11 protein-coding genes and 1 pseudogene are annotated in these 14975 nt (G+C 70.8%); 8 read left to right on the top strand and 4 right to left on the bottom strand.

Annotated elements, in window-relative coordinates:
* The first annotated feature begins 38 nt into the window (after nt 1-38).
* Entirely contained in the window at nt 39-4124 is a 4086-nt protein-coding gene (locus RH864_RS05000) for a metallophosphoesterase (protein WP_310516424.1), read from the top strand.
* Between the two features lie 132 nt (nt 4125-4256).
* Here RH864_RS05000 and RH864_RS04995 read toward each other — a convergent pair whose 3' ends face one another.
* A complete protein-coding gene (locus RH864_RS04995) occupies nt 4257-4640 on the bottom strand; it encodes a DUF2255 family protein (protein WP_310516423.1) in 384 nt (127 codons plus the stop codon).
* A 162-nt stretch (nt 4641-4802) separates the two neighbouring features.
* Here RH864_RS04995 and RH864_RS04990 point away from each other — a divergent pair, with 162 nt between their 5' ends.
* Nucleotides 4803-5903, top strand: a complete 1101-nt coding sequence (locus tag RH864_RS04990) for an alpha/beta hydrolase (RefSeq protein WP_310516422.1) — start codon at nt 4803-4805, stop codon at nt 5901-5903.
* A 79-nt stretch (nt 5904-5982) separates the two neighbouring features.
* On the opposite strand, the gene RH864_RS04985 is transcribed toward RH864_RS04990, so the two are convergent.
* Nucleotides 5983-6837 (bottom strand): GAP family protein, encoded by an 855-nt coding sequence (locus RH864_RS04985; protein ID WP_310516421.1) that lies wholly within the window; start codon nt 6835-6837, stop codon nt 5983-5985.
* A gap of 109 nt (nt 6838-6946) precedes the next feature.
* On the opposite strand from RH864_RS04985, the gene RH864_RS04980 reads away from it, so the two are divergent.
* The 3 genes from RH864_RS04980 (at nt 6947) to RH864_RS04970 (ending at nt 10208) form a co-directional block, all read left to right on the top strand.
* On the top strand, nt 6947-8119 hold the full coding sequence (locus tag RH864_RS04980) for a sensor histidine kinase (protein ID WP_310516420.1): 1173 nt from the start codon (nt 6947-6949) through the stop codon (nt 8117-8119).
* Nucleotides 8116-8775, top strand: a complete 660-nt coding sequence (locus RH864_RS04975) for a response regulator transcription factor (protein WP_310516419.1) — start codon at nt 8116-8118, stop codon at nt 8773-8775. Before RH864_RS04980 ends, RH864_RS04975 begins: the two co-directional genes overlap by 4 nt.
* A 218-nt stretch (nt 8776-8993) precedes the next feature.
* Nucleotides 8994-10208: a Fic family protein gene (locus tag RH864_RS04970; protein ID WP_310516418.1), complete on the top strand. Its 1215-nt coding sequence runs from the start codon at nt 8994-8996 to the stop codon at nt 10206-10208.
* 66 nt (nt 10209-10274) lie between these two features.
* Here the strand turns inward: RH864_RS04970 and RH864_RS04965 are convergent, their stop codons facing one another.
* On the bottom strand, nt 10275-12794 hold the full coding sequence (locus RH864_RS04965; protein WP_310516417.1) for an MMPL family transporter: 2520 nt from the start codon (nt 12792-12794) through the stop codon (nt 10275-10277).
* 90 nt (nt 12795-12884) lie between these two features.
* Between RH864_RS04965 and RH864_RS04960 the strand changes: the two genes are divergently transcribed.
* Both RH864_RS04960 and RH864_RS04955 read left to right on the top strand, forming a co-directional pair.
* Nucleotides 12885-13496 (top strand): TetR/AcrR family transcriptional regulator, encoded by a 612-nt coding sequence (locus tag RH864_RS04960; protein WP_310516416.1) that lies wholly within the window; start codon nt 12885-12887, stop codon nt 13494-13496.
* 135 nt (nt 13497-13631) lie between these two features.
* Nucleotides 13632-14194 (top strand): annotated as a pseudogene (locus tag RH864_RS04955) (DUF6766 family protein).
* 17 nt (nt 14195-14211) lie between these two features.
* Here RH864_RS04955 and RH864_RS04950 read toward each other — a convergent pair.
* Entirely contained in the window at nt 14212-14544 is a 333-nt protein-coding gene (locus RH864_RS04950) for a hypothetical protein (RefSeq protein ID WP_310516415.1), read from the bottom strand.
* 103 nt (nt 14545-14647) lie between these two features.
* Between RH864_RS04950 and RH864_RS04945 the strand changes: the two genes are divergently transcribed.
* Nucleotides 14648-14968, top strand: a complete 321-nt coding sequence (locus RH864_RS04945; RefSeq protein WP_310516706.1) for a DUF7882 family protein — start codon at nt 14648-14650, stop codon at nt 14966-14968.
* The last annotated feature ends 7 nt before the right edge of the window (nt 14969-14975 follow it).

Raw genomic sequence — 14975 nt, 5'->3', positions numbered from 1 at the left:
CATCCTTCCGAACCGAACCCCCGAAAGGCCGTATCCCGATGACCAGCACCCGTACCCGGCGGCGAGCGCCGTGGCGCGTCGCGGCGGGCGCGCTCGCCGGCGCCGTGCTGCTCGGCGGAGGCATCCTGACCGCTCCCGCGCCGGCGGCCGTCGCCGCCCCGGTCGCTCCCGCCGAACGCTGGGCGCCGTCGGTCCTGCCGGACCGGATCGTGCTCACGCCCGCCGCGGACCCGACCACGCAGCAGACGGTGACCTGGCGCACGACGGCCGACACCGACCGCGGACTGGTGCAGTACCGCACGCTGACGCCGGCTCCGTATCCGTCGGGCGTGCTCGAGGCGGAGGCGACCTTCACCTCCGTGACGACCGACCTCGGGTACGAGCAGAACCTGCACTCCGCCACCATCACCGGCCTGCAGGCCGGGACGGAGTACATGTACCGCGTCGGCGACGGCACGAACTTCTCGGAGTGGCAGGACTTCGCGACGGCGAGCGCGACCGACCGCAGCACGTCGTTCATCTTCCTGGGCGACATTCAGAACGGCATCCTGAGCGACGGCTCGCGAGTCCTCCGCAACGCCTTCCGCGACCGTCCGAACGCCGACGTCGTCGTGCAGATCGGCGATCTCGTCGACGACGCGAACTCGGATGCCCAGTGGGGTGAGGTCTTCGACGCGTTCTCCTACTCGCTCGGCACGCAGAACCTCATCACGACGCCGGGCAACCACGAGTACGACGGCGGACTCTCGCGCACCTGGCGCGCCCAGCTGCCGTACCCGGCCAATGGGCCGTCGGGCGAGGGCGGCGTCTACGAGGAGCTCGCCGGCACGGTCTACTTCACCGACCGTGAGGGGGTCCGCTTCATCTCCCTGAACAGCAACATCACCTCCGAGGAGGGCCTGTCGATCCAGGCCGAGTGGCTCGAGGCGGTGCTCGCCGACAACCCCAACACGTGGACCGTCGTGCTGTTCCACCACCCGGTGTACTCGCTCGACGAGGGCCGCAACAACCTCGGCATCCGCACGGTCTGGGGCCCGATCCTCGAGCAGTACAACGTCGACCTGGTGCTGCAGGGCCACGATCACGCGTACGGCCGCGGCAACACGCTCGCCTCGGAGCAGAACCTGCCTGCGGGCGCGGACCCCGAGCTCAGCTCGACCGGCCCGGTGTACGTCGGCTCGAGCGCGAGCGTCAAGCTGTACGAGTACGGTCCGCGTCTCTGGAACGAGAACGACGCCCACCTGCGCCGGCTCGACGGCGGCAAGCAGTTCTACCAGCTGGTCGACGTCACCGACGGCACCCTCCGGTACGAGTCGCGTACGGCCGACGGGGAGTTCTTCGACGGCGTCACCATCACGAAGGATGCCTCGGGCAAGCTCGTGACCGATGGCGTCGATCCGCAGGAGATCGACCCGGGTCCCGTGCAGCCGTGCCTCGGCTGCGGCGGCAACCCCGACCCCGACCCGAACGACCCGGAGGGCCCCGAGACGCCGACCGGCGAGGTCGACTACGAGGTCGTGAAGTCGCTCGGCTCGGTCAATCAGTCGAACGCCCGGCTCGCGGCGGGTGTGGCGTACTCGGAGTCGCGCGACGTGCTGTACCTGGGCGACCAGAACAGTCAGAAGATCTTCGAGATGGATCCCGAGACCGACACGGTGCTGCGTGAGATGGCGCTGCCCGAGAACATCCGGGATCTGGGTATCGACGATGAGCGCGACCTGCTCTACGTCGGTCAGCAGAACCGGAACTGGGTGGTCGTCTCGATCGCGGACGACACGTTCGGTCAGGTCGTGCGCGGGCCGTACGCGTTCATCGAGTCGAACCGTTCGATCGACGTCGATCCCGAGGCGGGTGTCGTCTACGGCGCGATCCCGTCGCGCGGCATCGAGGTCCTCGACGCCGAGACGGGCGCCTCGCTGGGTGTCATCAACGGCACGGCCGATGCGTACTACGTCGCGGCGGACCCCGCCTCCGGCACGGTCGTGAGCACGAAATTCCACGACCTGACCGACGTCGTCAACATCGAGGCGTTCGACGCGACCGACGGCTACGCGAAGCTCTGGGGCAAGGCGACTCGTCCCAACCCGCGCCAGGTCGACATCGACTCCACGAACGGGCTGCTCTACGTCGGGTACACGGGCACGACCGCCGGCTCCGGCGGCTTCTCGGTGCATGACCTCTCGACCGGCACGACGCTCGGCGACTTCGCCGACCCGGCCTACGGCAAGGACGGGTACGGCATCGCGGTCGACGAGGAACGTCAGCGGGTCTTCGTCTCGAACCGCGACTTCCGGCTCAACCCGCCCGGTGAGGAGCTCGTCGGTGCGGCCGTGACCGTGAGCGAGCGCGTCCTGCCCGAGGAGCTCGCCTACGAATCGGCGGGGCATCTCTCCTCGGTGAACGAGCAGAACGCGAACCTCGCGGCGGGTGTGGCGTACTCGCAGTCACGTGACGTGCTGTACCTGGGCGACCAGAACAGCCGGAAGATCTTCGAGATGGATCCCGAGACCGACACGGTGCTGCGTGAGATGGCGCTGCCCGAGAACATCCGGGATCTGGGTATCGACGATGAGCGCGACCTGCTCTACGTCGGTCAGCAGAACCGGAACTGGGTGGTCGTCTCGATCGCGGACGACACGTTCGGTCAGGTCGTGCGCGGGCCGTACGCGTTCATCGAGTCGAACCGTTCGATCGACGTCGATCCCGAGGCGGGTGTCGTCTACGGCGCGATCCCGTCGCGCGGCATCGAGGTCCTCGACGCCGAGACGGGCGCCTCGCTGGGTGTCATCAACGGCACGGCCGATGCGTACTACGTCGCGGCGGACCCCGCCTCCGGCACGGTCGTGAGCACGAAATTCCACGACCTGACCGACGTCGTCAACATCGAGGCGTTCGACGCGACCGACGGCTACGCGAAGCTCTGGGGCAAGGCGACTCGTCCCAACCCGCGCCAGGTCGACATCGACTCCACGAACGGGCTGCTCTACGTCGGGTACACGGGCACGACCGCCGGCTCCGGCGGCTTCTCGGTGCATGACCTCTCGACCGGCACGACGCTCGGCGACTTCGCCGACCCGGCCTACGGCAAGGACGGGTACGGCATCGCGGTCGACGAGGAACGTCAGCGGGTCTTCGTCTCGAACCGCGACTTCCGGCTCAACCCGCCCGGTGAGGAGCTCGTCGGCGCTGCGGTGACGGTCAGCGTCCGGGTGCTCGACGACCCCACGGACCCGACGGATCCCACGGACCCGACCGACCCGGGCACACCCGTATGGGCGGCTCGCCCGCTCGGCGTGATCGCGTCGGCCACGGACGTGCCCGAGGCCGACGACCGCCCGGTCGGCTCGGTCGTGGACACGCGGTCCGGGCACCTGTTCGTCGGCAACGAGATGCGGCCGGCGCGGGTCTGGGAGATCGACCCCGCGACCGACGAGCTCGTCCGGACGCTCGACGTTCCGGCACCGACCGCCGCCGACGAGGGCGTGCGCGATGTCGCCCTCGACGAGGCATCCGGTGAGCTCTACGTCGCGTACGCGGCGAACTGGCTGGTCATGGATGCCGCGACCGGGGCGCTGAAGCGTGGCCCGTTCGCCTTCCAGGCGAACGTGCGCGGTCTCGACGTCGATCTCGAGGGCAAGCGCGTCTTCGGGGCGACGCGGAACGGCGGCGTCGAGGTGATGGATGCCACGACGGGGGCGCCGATCACGATGACGCCGACCGTGGGCTCGCCATGGCGCTCGCACGGCATCGCGTGGGACGGCGTCGCGAACCGCCTGTACGTGGGGACCGCGGACAGCGACGGCTCGACCGAGGGTGTGCGCGTGCTCGACGGCACGACGCTCGAGCTGACCGGCAGCATCCCGATGGCGTCCGCCGACCTGCGTTCGCTCGCCGTCGATCCCGAGGCCGGACTGCTCATCGCCGGCCACCAGTCGACGACGTTCAACGCCAGCGGCGTCTCGCTGTACTCGACCGCCGATCTCTCGCTCGTCGAGCGGTTGAGCGCCCACGAGTTCGGCAACAAGGTCTACGGCGTCTCGGTGAACCCGGAGCTCGGTGAGATCTACGTCTCGGCGCGCGACCGGCATCCGGCCGGCCTGATCGCCATTGCGAAGGCCGGCTGACGTTCGAGGGCGAGGAATGATCTTCCTGCTCGACACCCACCTCCTGCTCTGGGCTGCGCTGGACGACAGGCTCGCCGCGTACGGCGAGCCCGTCATCATCGTCTAGCCGGGCTTCGCCGGCCCGTGCCCGGGTCAGGCGGTGTCGGCCGGTGCGAGCCGGAATGTGGTCTCCACGACGTCGGGGCCGACCACGGTCTGCACCACCCGCGGCGGATGCGCACGGTACTTCTCCTCGTAGGCCGCGTCGAGTGCGGCGTGCGTCTCGGGGTCGGCGTCGACGAACGCGACGTCGCGTTCGACACCGCCCGCCCGGACTCGGCCGGTGCGGCTCGCCTTCGCGCGGCGGAACCAGCCGTTCTCGGGGCCGTACGCCGAGCGCACGTACAGGTCGTCGCCCGATCGCACGACCCAGATGGTCACGTACGGTCGCAGCGATCCGTCCGCTCGGTACGACGCGACCTGGAGTTCCTCGGCCTCGCCGATCCGGTGCAGCTCGTCATCGGTCCACGCGCTCATCGCGCACCTCCCGCTCTGATCCGAAATGCCGGCTCTGTCCGAGTATGCGCTCGGCCCGCGACATCCGCCCGGGTTGCGGACCCGGCCGTTCGCCGCCATGCCAAACTGAGGCCGGTCTGTCGTTTCAGGCCGGTCTGTCGTTTCAAGGGGAGAGGACCATCGGTGACCGCTTCGGCCGACGGAGAGCAGAACCGCACGCGCCATCGCTGGTGGCACCGGCTCCGGCTCTCCGAACGGGGCCGCCGCCGCCTCGGCTGGACGGCCGCGATCATCGTGTTCGGCACGGTCGTCGTCGCGATCGTCCTGCGGTCGACGCCGTGGCCGTCGGCGATGCTCATCCGTGCCGTGTTCGAGCGGGGCGGCGCGCAGACCGTCGAGGAGATGACGCCGTACGTCCCCGACACCCCGCTCGCGGAGCACCTCGACGTGCAGTACTCCGATGGGTCGGCGGGCGCCGACACGACGCTCGACGTGTTCAGCCCCGGCGCGGGCACCGAGCCGCTGCCGACCGTGGTCTGGGTGCACGGCGGCGCCTGGATCTCGGGCTCGAAGGCGAACGTCGACCCCTACCTGCGTATCCTCGCCAACGAGGGGTACACGACCGTCGGGCTGAACTACACGGTCGGGCCCGAAGCCACCTACCCGACCGCGGTCCGGCAGCTGAACGAGGCGCTCGGCTACCTCGTCGAGCATGCCGACGAGCTCGGCATCGATCCCGGCCGGCTCGTGCTCGCCGGCGACTCGGCGGGGTCGCAGCTCGCGAGCCAGCTCGCCGTGCTCATCACCAATCCCGACTACGAGACGCTCGCGGGCATCGAACCCGCCATCGAGCCGAGCCAGCTCGCGGGAATCGTCTTGAACTGCGGCGTCTACGACCTGCAGGGCATGGCCGACCTCGGCGGCCTCGCCGGATGGGGGTTCAAGACCGCGCTCTGGGCCTACACGGGCGAGCAGAACTGGTCCGACACTGCCCAGTCGACCCTCATGTCGAGCCTCGAGTTCGTGACCGCGGACTTCCCCGCGACGTTCATCACTGGTGGCAACGGCGACGGCCTCACCTGGCTGCAGTCGGTGCCCATGCATCGCGCGCTCACGGCGGCGGGCGTCGACGTGACGGCGCTCTTCTGGGCGGAGCACCACGAGCCCGCGCTGCCGCACGAGTACCAGTTCCACCTCGCACAGTTCGAGGAGGCGCACACCGCGCTCGAGCAGACGGTCGCATTCCTCGATCGCGTCACCGCAGCCCCGCCGCTGGTCGAGTAGCGAAGCGTATCGAGACCCCGCGAAGCGGGACCGAGACCCACGGATGCCTCGTCGCAGCCGCGCCCGGTCAGCAGCCCGATCAGAAGAGCCCGAGCTGCGTCGCCGCATCCCGCGCGACCAGGAACCCCACGATCCCGACGATCCACGCCGTGTTCTCCGCCGAGTTCCGCTCGAGCCATCCCGCCAGGCGGCGGAGCGGGGGTTCGACGAGGCGCCGTGCCAGGACGCGACCCGCGAGCAGGACGAGCGCGGGCGCGATCATGACCGCGCAGTAGGCGGCGAGCACGCCGATCCACACCTCGGGCGGAAGTCCCGCGGCCGTGATCATGCCGACCGCACCCAGGTACGGCAGCATCGTCGCGAGCTCGATGAGCCCGGCGCCGAGCGCGAGGCCGACGACGATCGCGGGCGGGCCGTCGCCCATCGCACGCTCACGCCACCGCGCGAGCCGGCCGGGGCGTCGCGGTCCGGCCGGCGTCGCGCCCGAGTCATCCGACCCGCCGCCGACTGTCTCGCCGCCGGCCGTCTCGCGCCCGACCGTCTCGCCACCCGACGTGGCGGCGACCCTCGCGTCACTCACCGTCGCGCGCGTGCCGGCGGCTCGCGCGCGCACTGCCGGGGACTCCGCCGGCTGCTTCCGGCCGATGAAGAAGCTGCCGGCGAGCAGCGCGCCGCCGATGACGAGCTGCAGCCAGCGCGCCGCCGGAGTCTCGAGCGCGCCCGCGGCGCCCTCGACGATCACGCCGGCGCCCGCGGTGAGCGCGATGCCCACCGCGAAGTAGAACACCGCGATGGTGCCCAGGTAGAGCAGCACGCGGCCCGCGCGCACCCGGCCGGGCGCGACGAGGAAGAACAGGGGGATGAGCAGCGTGCCGATGCTGAGGCTGTCGACGAGCGCGAGCGCAGCCAGCGTGAGGCCGAGTTCGATGGTCATGGTTCCAGCGTCGGTACGCGAGCGTGCGCTGCGCGTCGGGCGAACGTCGTGGGCGACGTACATCGTTCGACGGAGCGCGCGCCCTCGGCGATGTGCTGGGATGAGAGGCATGGCGGCGGATGGGCTTGGAGCGCGTGCGGCGCGTGCGTACCGTGCCCACCCCGACGCGTTCGCCGCGCTCGGCACCGCGGTCGCCGGGGTCGGCCTGACCCTGCTCGGCATCAGCGGCCTCTGGATCGATGCGCCCTGGGTCCAGGCGATCGACCCGCTCTGGCACCTGCTGCCCATCCTGCTCGGGTCGGCGGCCATGCTCGTGAAGCGGCGGCTGCCGTTCACCGCGCTCGCCGTGGGTTCGGCGCTGTTCCTCGCCGACGGCGTGCTGGGCGGCAGCCTCGGCATGCTGCTCGTGTTCTTCGACCTGCTGTATTCGGCGGTCCTGTACGGCGCTCCACGCCGGGTGCGGGTGCTGCTCGCCGTCATCGTGCTGGTGGTCGCGGCCGCGCTCATCGCACCGATGCTGGCCGGCAACGACCTGAGGAACAGCGTGTTCTTCGCGCTGCAGGCCTTCGTGCTGCTCGGCACACCGTACTGGTGGGGCATGTCGGTGCGGCGCAGCCGCGAGCTCGCCGCGGTGTCGGAGGCGCGGGCTCGCGATGCCGAGCGGCTGATCGCCCTGGAGCGCGACGAGGCGGTGCGCGAGGAGCGCGAGCGCATGGCGCGTGACCTGCACGATGTCATCGCGGGCAACCTGTCGGCCATCGCGATCAACGCGGAGGCGGCGCTCGCGGCGGAGTCCGGTGAGCGTGACCGTGCGGCCCTCCGCGCGGTGCGCGCGGCGAGCGTCGCGGGCCTCGACGAGATGCGGTCCATGATCGTCGTGCTGCGCACGGGCGACGACCCGCTCGTGGCCCCGCCGAGGCTCGCCGAGCTGCCCGAGCTCGTCGCGGGCGCCGACGGGGTGCGCGCCTCGCTCGTCGGTCACGTGCCGGTCGTGCCGACCGCGGTCGACCAGGCGCTCGCGCGCGTCGTCGGCGAGAGCCTCACGAACGCGGCTCGGCACACCCCGGGCTCCGAGGTCGAGATCCGGTTCGACGACGCATCCGACGCGGTCGAGGTGACGGTGACCTCGACCGGAGGCCGGCGGCAGGCCGGGTCGCGCGGCACCGGCCACGGGATCGACCTCATGCGCGAGCGCGCCGAACGGCTCGGCGGCGTGCTCGAGGCGGGGCCCGCGGGCGACGGATGGCTCGTGCGCGCCCGCGTGCCGAGGAGCATGTCGTGACTGAGCAGCCCACGAGCGTGCGCGTGCTGCTCGCCGACGATCACGCCGCGATCCGGGCGGGGCTCCGGTTGCTGCTCGACGGGGACGGCATCGAGGTGGTGGGTGAGGCGGCCGACGGCGCTGCGGCGATCCGCAACGCGCGTGCCTTGCGCCCCGACGTGGTGCTGATGGACGTGCGCATGCCGGGCACCGACGGCATCGAGGCGACGAGGGCCATCGTGGCCGACGGGCTCGCCGACGTGCTCGTGCTCACCTCGTTCGACCTCGATGAGGTGGTCTTCGGCGCGGTCCGCGCCGGTGCGGCCGGCTTCCTGCTCAAGTCCGCGAGCGGACCCGCGATGCGCGAGGCCGTGCTCGCGGTCGCCCGCGGCGAGGGCGCGCTCGCGCCCGAGGTCACCAGGCGCCTGCTCGACCGTTTCGCCTCGACTCCCGATCCGGCCGGCCCCGAGCCGGTGCCCGGGCTCGACTCGCTCACCGACCGCGAACGTGACGTGCTCTCAGCCCTCGGCCGGGGCCGCTCGAACGCCGAGCTCGCCCGCGAACTGGGCATCAGCGAGGCCACCGCGAAGACGCACGTCTCCCGCGTGCTCGCGAAGCTCGCGGCCGCCTCCCGTATGGAGGCCGCCGTGCTCGCCCGCCGCGCGGGCCTCGCCTGACCGCATGCCACGTCCGCCGCGATTCCCTGCTCAGGAAGAACTCACCGATCGCCGGCGCGGCGCGCTGCGCCGCGCCGCGTCGCCGTCGCTTCTTCCTGAGCAAGCGGCCGGGCGAGCGGCCTGGTGCAGATTTTCATAATCCGCGGCGAGCATTTTATGAAAACTCGCCGTTTCTCATAAAATGCTCCAGAAGCGTTCTGAAACCTGGAGGGACGGACATGAGCGAAGCGTCACCCGTCTCCTCATGGCCCTCCATCGCGCAGGAATCGCTCGAGTGGCGGAGCCGGCATCTCGGCGCGTCCGCCCGTGACGACCGCGAAGAGGTGAGCGGGACGCGCACGTACCAAGCCGCCGTCCCGCCCGACATCCGGGGCCTCGAACCGAAGCCGAGTTCAGCGGTGGCCGCGCTCGCGGCCTCGGCGGAGAACGCGCTCGTGCGCTTCGATGCCGGATTCGGTGAGCAGATGGTCGGCTTCGCGCCGCTGCTGCTCCGCTCCGAGGCCGCCGCCTCCTCGCAGATCGAGCACCTGACGGCGAGCGCTCGCGCCATCCTGACGGCCGAGCTCGCGGACGCGATGGGCGAGCGGGTCTCGCAACGGAACGCGAACGAGATCGTCGGCAACACCAAGGCGATGCGATCGGCGCTGGCGCTCGCGGCCGACCTCGACGTCGCGTCGGTGCTCGAGATGCACCGGGTCCTGATGGCCGGGAGCAATCACACCCCCGGGGCCTTCCGAACAGAGCCCGTCTGGATCGGCACGAACGGCCGAACTCCCATCGGTGCCGAGTTCGTCGCTCCATCGTTCGAACGCGTGCCGGCCCTGATGGACGATGTGATGGCCTTCGCCCGCCGCAACGACCTGCCGATCCTCATCCAGACCGCGATCGCGCACGCGCAGTTCGAGACGATTCATCCGTTCACCGACGGGAACGGGCGAACGGGGCGGGCACTCGTCCAGGCGATGCTGCGCAACAAAGACGTGACGCGCGCGGTGGTCGTGCCCGTCTCCGCGGGCTTGCTCGCGGATGTCAGCGCGTATCACGCCGCGTTGACGTCCTACCGCGCGGGCGACGTCGATCCGATCGTCGAGCAGGTCGCGCTCGCCGTTGAGGACGCCATCGCGAACGCCACTCAACTCCTCGGCGAGCTCGGAGCATTGCACGAGCGCTGGCTCGCCGAGCTGACGCCGCGGTCGGGGTCTCAACTGGACGCCGTGATCCGATACGCGTCTCGCCAACCCGTCTTCACCGCGGCGGTCGCCGCCCGAGACCTCGGCATCGGCGTGACGAACATCTATCCGCATCTCCGTCGGCTCGTCGAGCGCGGGATCCTGAAACCGAAGAACGAGCACAAGCTCGGGCAGGTCTGGCGCGCGCCGCAGGTCTTGCAGGCGCTCGACCGATTCGCGGAGCGGGCGGGCCGCCGCGGCTGATCGAGCCGAGACCAAGACGACGGATGCCTCGTGGCCGGCGCCGGCCGCGAGGCATCCGCCTGCTCGCTAGTGCGTCGCTGCCGGCTCGCGCTCGGCGACCGGCGTCGCGTGGTGGCGGCGCTCGAGGGCGGCGCCCTCGACGTCGACGTTCGGCATGATGCGGTCGAGCCACCTGGGGATCCACCAGGCCGAGCGGCCGAGGAGGTGCATGACCGCGGGCATCAGTAGCATGCGCACCACGAACGCGTCGACCAGCACGCCGAACGCGAGTCCGAAGCCGATCGACCGGATCATGGTCGACTCGGCGAAGATGAAGCCGCCGAACACCGAGATCATGATGAGTCCCGCGGCGATCACGACCGAACGCCCGGCGCGGAAGCCGCGCACGACCGCGAGTCGTGCCGGAGCCCCGTGCACGTAGGCCTCGCGCATGCCCGAGGCGAGGAACAGCTGGTAGTCCATCGCGAGCCCGAACAGGATGCCGACGAGGATCACGGGCAGGAAGCTCAGGATCGGCCCGGTCTGGATGCCGAGCGGCTCGGCGAGCCACCCCCATTGGAACAGCGCGACGGTCGCGCCGTACGTCGCGAACAGCGACAGGATGAACCCGCCGGTCGCGATGAGCGGCACCAGGATCGACCGGAAGACCAGGATCATGATCAGCAGCGACAGGCCCACGACGACCGCGAGGTAGAGCGGCAGCACGTCGAGCAGGTTCTCGGAGATGTCGATGTTGATCGAGGCCTGGCCCGCGACGCCGAGCGTGATGTCGCCGTCGATCGCCGGCAGGTCGCGGAGATCCCGGACGAGCTGCTCGGTCGACGGGCTGTTCGGGCCCTCGGTGGGCACCACCTGGAATGCGGCGAGGCGGTGGTCGTCGGAGACCGCGATCGGCGCGACGGCCGTGACGTGCTCCTGGTCGAAGATCGTCTGCGCGACCTCGAGCTGCGTCTCGAGCACGGCGTCGTCGTCGAGTCCCTCGGGGAGCGCCGCGGTGACGAGCAGCGGGCCCGTGGCGCCCGCGCCGAACGCCGCCTCCGTGGTCGCGAAGGCCTGATACGACGCCGACTCGTGCGGCTCCGAGGAACCGTCGGGCAGGCCGACGCGCATCGAGAGCGCGGGGATCGCGATCGTGAGCAGCGCGGCTGCGGTCGCGAGGACCGTGACCACCGCCCGCCAGGTCGACATGGGCTTGGCCTTGGTGTCCTCGTGGTGCACCTCGCCGATGCGCGCGCGAGCGCGCGTGCCGAGCACGCGCACGCCGATGAGGCCGAGCAGGGCGGGCGTGAGACTGACCGCGATGAGCACCGCAATGGCCACGCCGATGGCGCCGACCGTGCCCATCAGGCCGAGGAACGGCACGCCGGTCACGTTGAGCGCGAGCAGGGCCACGATCACCGTCGTGCCGGCGAACACCACGGCGTTGCCGGCGGTGCCGTTCGCGAGGCCGACCGACTCGTGCACGTCGGCGCCCTCCAGCAGTTGCTTGCGATGGCGGTTGATGATGAACAGCGAGTAGTCGATGCCGACCGCGAGTCCGAGCATCACGCCGAGGATCGGGGTCACGGACGCCATCTGCACGACGCCCGAGAAGGCGAGGCTGCCGAGTGCGGCGATCGCGACGCCGACGAGCGCGGTCATGATCGGCAGCGATGCCGCGAGGATCGAGCCGAGCATGACGAGCAGCACGACGGCGGCGAAGATGACGCCGACGATCTCGCCGATGCCGATCAGCGACGGCACGCCCTGCGCGATGTCGGTCGAGAACGACACCTCGACGCCCTCGATCGACTCGGACTCGAAGTGCTCGATGACGGCCTGCTTGGACTCCTCGGGGAGCTCGAGTCGCGGCTCGGTGAAGGCGACGTTGACGAGCGCGGTCGAGCCGTCCTCCGAGACGACGCCGATGCCGGCGGCGAGCCCGAGCAGCTCCTCGCCCTGTTCGAGCTGCGCGGCGCCTGACTCGAGCTCGTCACGGCTCGCGTCGAGCGTGGCCTGCTGGGCCGCGAGCTCGGCGCGACCGGCGTCGAGCTGCGCCTGCTGCGCGTCGAGCGGCGCGAGCGCTGCGGCGGGGGCGCCCGCCGACTCGGCCTGCTGACGGGCGGCGTCGAGCTGGGCTTGGCCCGCGTCGAGCTGCGCGGTCGCCGCGTCGAGCTGGGCCTGGCCCGCGTCGAGCTGGGCGCGGCCGTCGTCGAGCTGCTGTGCGCCGTCGGCCAGCTCCTGCTCGCGGGCGGCGCGCTCGGCATCGGCTTCGAACGGGTCGACGAGGGTCGCCACGTCGGGCAGGTCGTCGCCGGAGGCGACGAGGTCGGAGATCGCGGCGCGCTGGTCGGCGGTCAGCTCCGAGCCGTCGGTCGTCTCGAAGACGACGGTGCCGGATGCCCCGCTGAAATCGGGGAGCCGTTCCTGGAGCTCTTCGGTGACCTCGCCGGAGGCGGTGCCGGGGATGTCGAAGCTCGTGGCGAGCCCCTTGAACCCGATCGCGAAGCCGATGCCCGCGATCGCGAGGATGCCGATCCACGCGACGATCACGGTCCAGGCGCGCCGCGCCGCGAAGGTGCCGAGTCGATAGAGCAGTTCCGCCACGTCAGTCCTCTCCGAGATCCGGGCTTCTCCGCGATCCGCGCACAAGAATACGCAACGGATCGTCTCGTTGACTGAACATAGGATGTGAGGATGGCGGAGGGACGGCGCGGGGCGGCGCGGAGCGAGACGGCGCGGCTCGCCATCCTGCACGCAACGGTGCACCAGTTCGCCGAGCGCGGCTACGACCACCTCACGATGGAGGGCATCGCGGCCGAGGCCGGCGTGGGCAAACAGACCATCTACCGGTGGTGGCCGTCGAAGGGCGCGCTCGTCGCCGAGTGCCTGCTCGAGGGCATGCTCATGCCGGACCGATTCCTGCCGCCGGACACCGGGGACGTGCGCGCCGACCTCACGACCTGGCTCGACGAGGTGCTCGGGTTCATCGGCGACGAGCGGAACGAGGCCCTGCTGCGCTCGCTGGTCGCCGCCGCGAGCGAGAACGCCGAGGTCGGGCGCCGGCTCGACGAGAGCATCTTCGCGGGCTCGGCACTCGTCACGAGGCTCGAAGCCGCCGTCGAGGCATCCGACCTGCGGGCCGACGCACCCATCCCCGAGATCATCGAGGCGCTCGTCGGCGCGCTCGTCTTCCGCGTCCTGACCCGCGCGGCCGTGTCGCCCGGACTCGCCGAGCGCCTCGTCGCTGCCGTGATCGGGCCCGCGACGCAAGCCCCTGCTGAGGACGCGCCGCCCGCGCCACGATGAGTCGAGGGCCCCGCTGGGGGAGCAGGGCGCGGATCGGGGGCGGGCCATGCGAGTGGTGTTCACCGGCTGGCTGGCGGTCATCGCCGGCGGCCTCATCTACATGTTCGCGATCGTCGCGCTGGGGCGGTGATCCGGATGCGTCGCGGAGCGCTCAGGCAGCACGGGCTCAGCATCGCGTTCGGCGTGATCTTCGCCCTCGCGCTGCTCGGCCAGTCGTTCGCCGGGCTCGCGGTCTTCAACGAGGAGCAGCTCGCGCACGGGCTGCTTCCGACGACGTGGGGTCAGTTCGTCACCTCGTCCGACTTCGTCGTCGACGTGGCCGAGAACTGGCAGTCCGAGTAGAGCATGCACGCCCGGACTCGCCCAAGTGGGCGAGGGTGCGCGGGCTCCGGCACACGCTGTTCTCGAACTCGCTCCTGATCGTCATGGGCACGATCTTCGTGCTGTCGTGGCTCGCGCAATCGCTCGCCGGCGTCGTCGTCTACAACCAGGACCAAGCCGACCACGGCCAGGCCGCGGCCACCTGGGCCGAATACCTGGTGTCGGCCGACTTCTGGAACCGCACGCTGCAGAACTGGCAGTCGGAGTTCCTCGCCGTGGGCAGCATGATCGCGCTGTCGATCTTCCTCAGGCAGCGCGGCTCGCCCGAGTCGAAGCCCGTCGGTGCCCCGCACGACGAAAGCCACGTCGCGGGCTGAGGGGGCGCACCGCCGCCTCAGATGAAGTCGTCGACCGAGGGGACGTCCTCCATCTCATCCGGCCACTCGGGCCGCGACGGTTGCAGCCGATGGGTGCGTCGTTCGAGCTCGGCGACGACGCCCGATGCCGGGAACTCGTCGATCGCGTCGCCGACCGGAACCGAATAGAGCTGGCTCGCGGGGCCCAGGAGCAGGTGCGCGCTGGCGATGGTGCCGCCCTCACCCAGGACCGGGATCGAGACGACGTCCGAGGTGCGCTCCTCGGCGAGCGCGCGAGCGTAGCGCAGCGTCGCCTTGCAGACGGCGTCGGCGGTGATCAGGTGACCGCCGGTGTAGTGCAGGCGTCTCATGGACCCGATCCTGCGCGCGGACGGGTGGTCTGCAAGGGGGTTGCGGACTGTCCCGGGGGGACGACAATGGCGGCATCGGGACAACCGGAAGGGGGGTCCGGTGATGGGGAAGTTCGTCTACGACTCCACCGTTCGCGTGGACTTCGAGGACCGGGTTCTCGCGCATCTGCAGCTCGTCATCGGGTCGAAGCTGCGCCGCGGCGAGTCCTTCCACTTCACCTGGAAGGACGACGTCTCCACGGGCGACGGGCGCACCATCATCTGGGTGCACCCCGCCGCATCCATCGTGTACAAGTTCTACGGAAGCCGGACGCCGGCTATCAACCGCGCCTGGCTCGACCGGCTCGCGGAGACGGCCAACGGCTCGACCGGCCTGCACATCGTGCCCGAGCCGCCCGACTATCCCCCCGAGCACTCACCCTGACCGGGAG

Source organism: Agromyces aerolatus (genome assembly GCF_031432255.1).
GTDB lineage: Bacteria > Actinomycetota > Actinomycetes > Actinomycetales > Microbacteriaceae > Agromyces.
The sequence above is the reverse complement of the archived record's forward strand: the minus strand, read 5'-3'. Positions and strand labels throughout refer to the sequence as shown.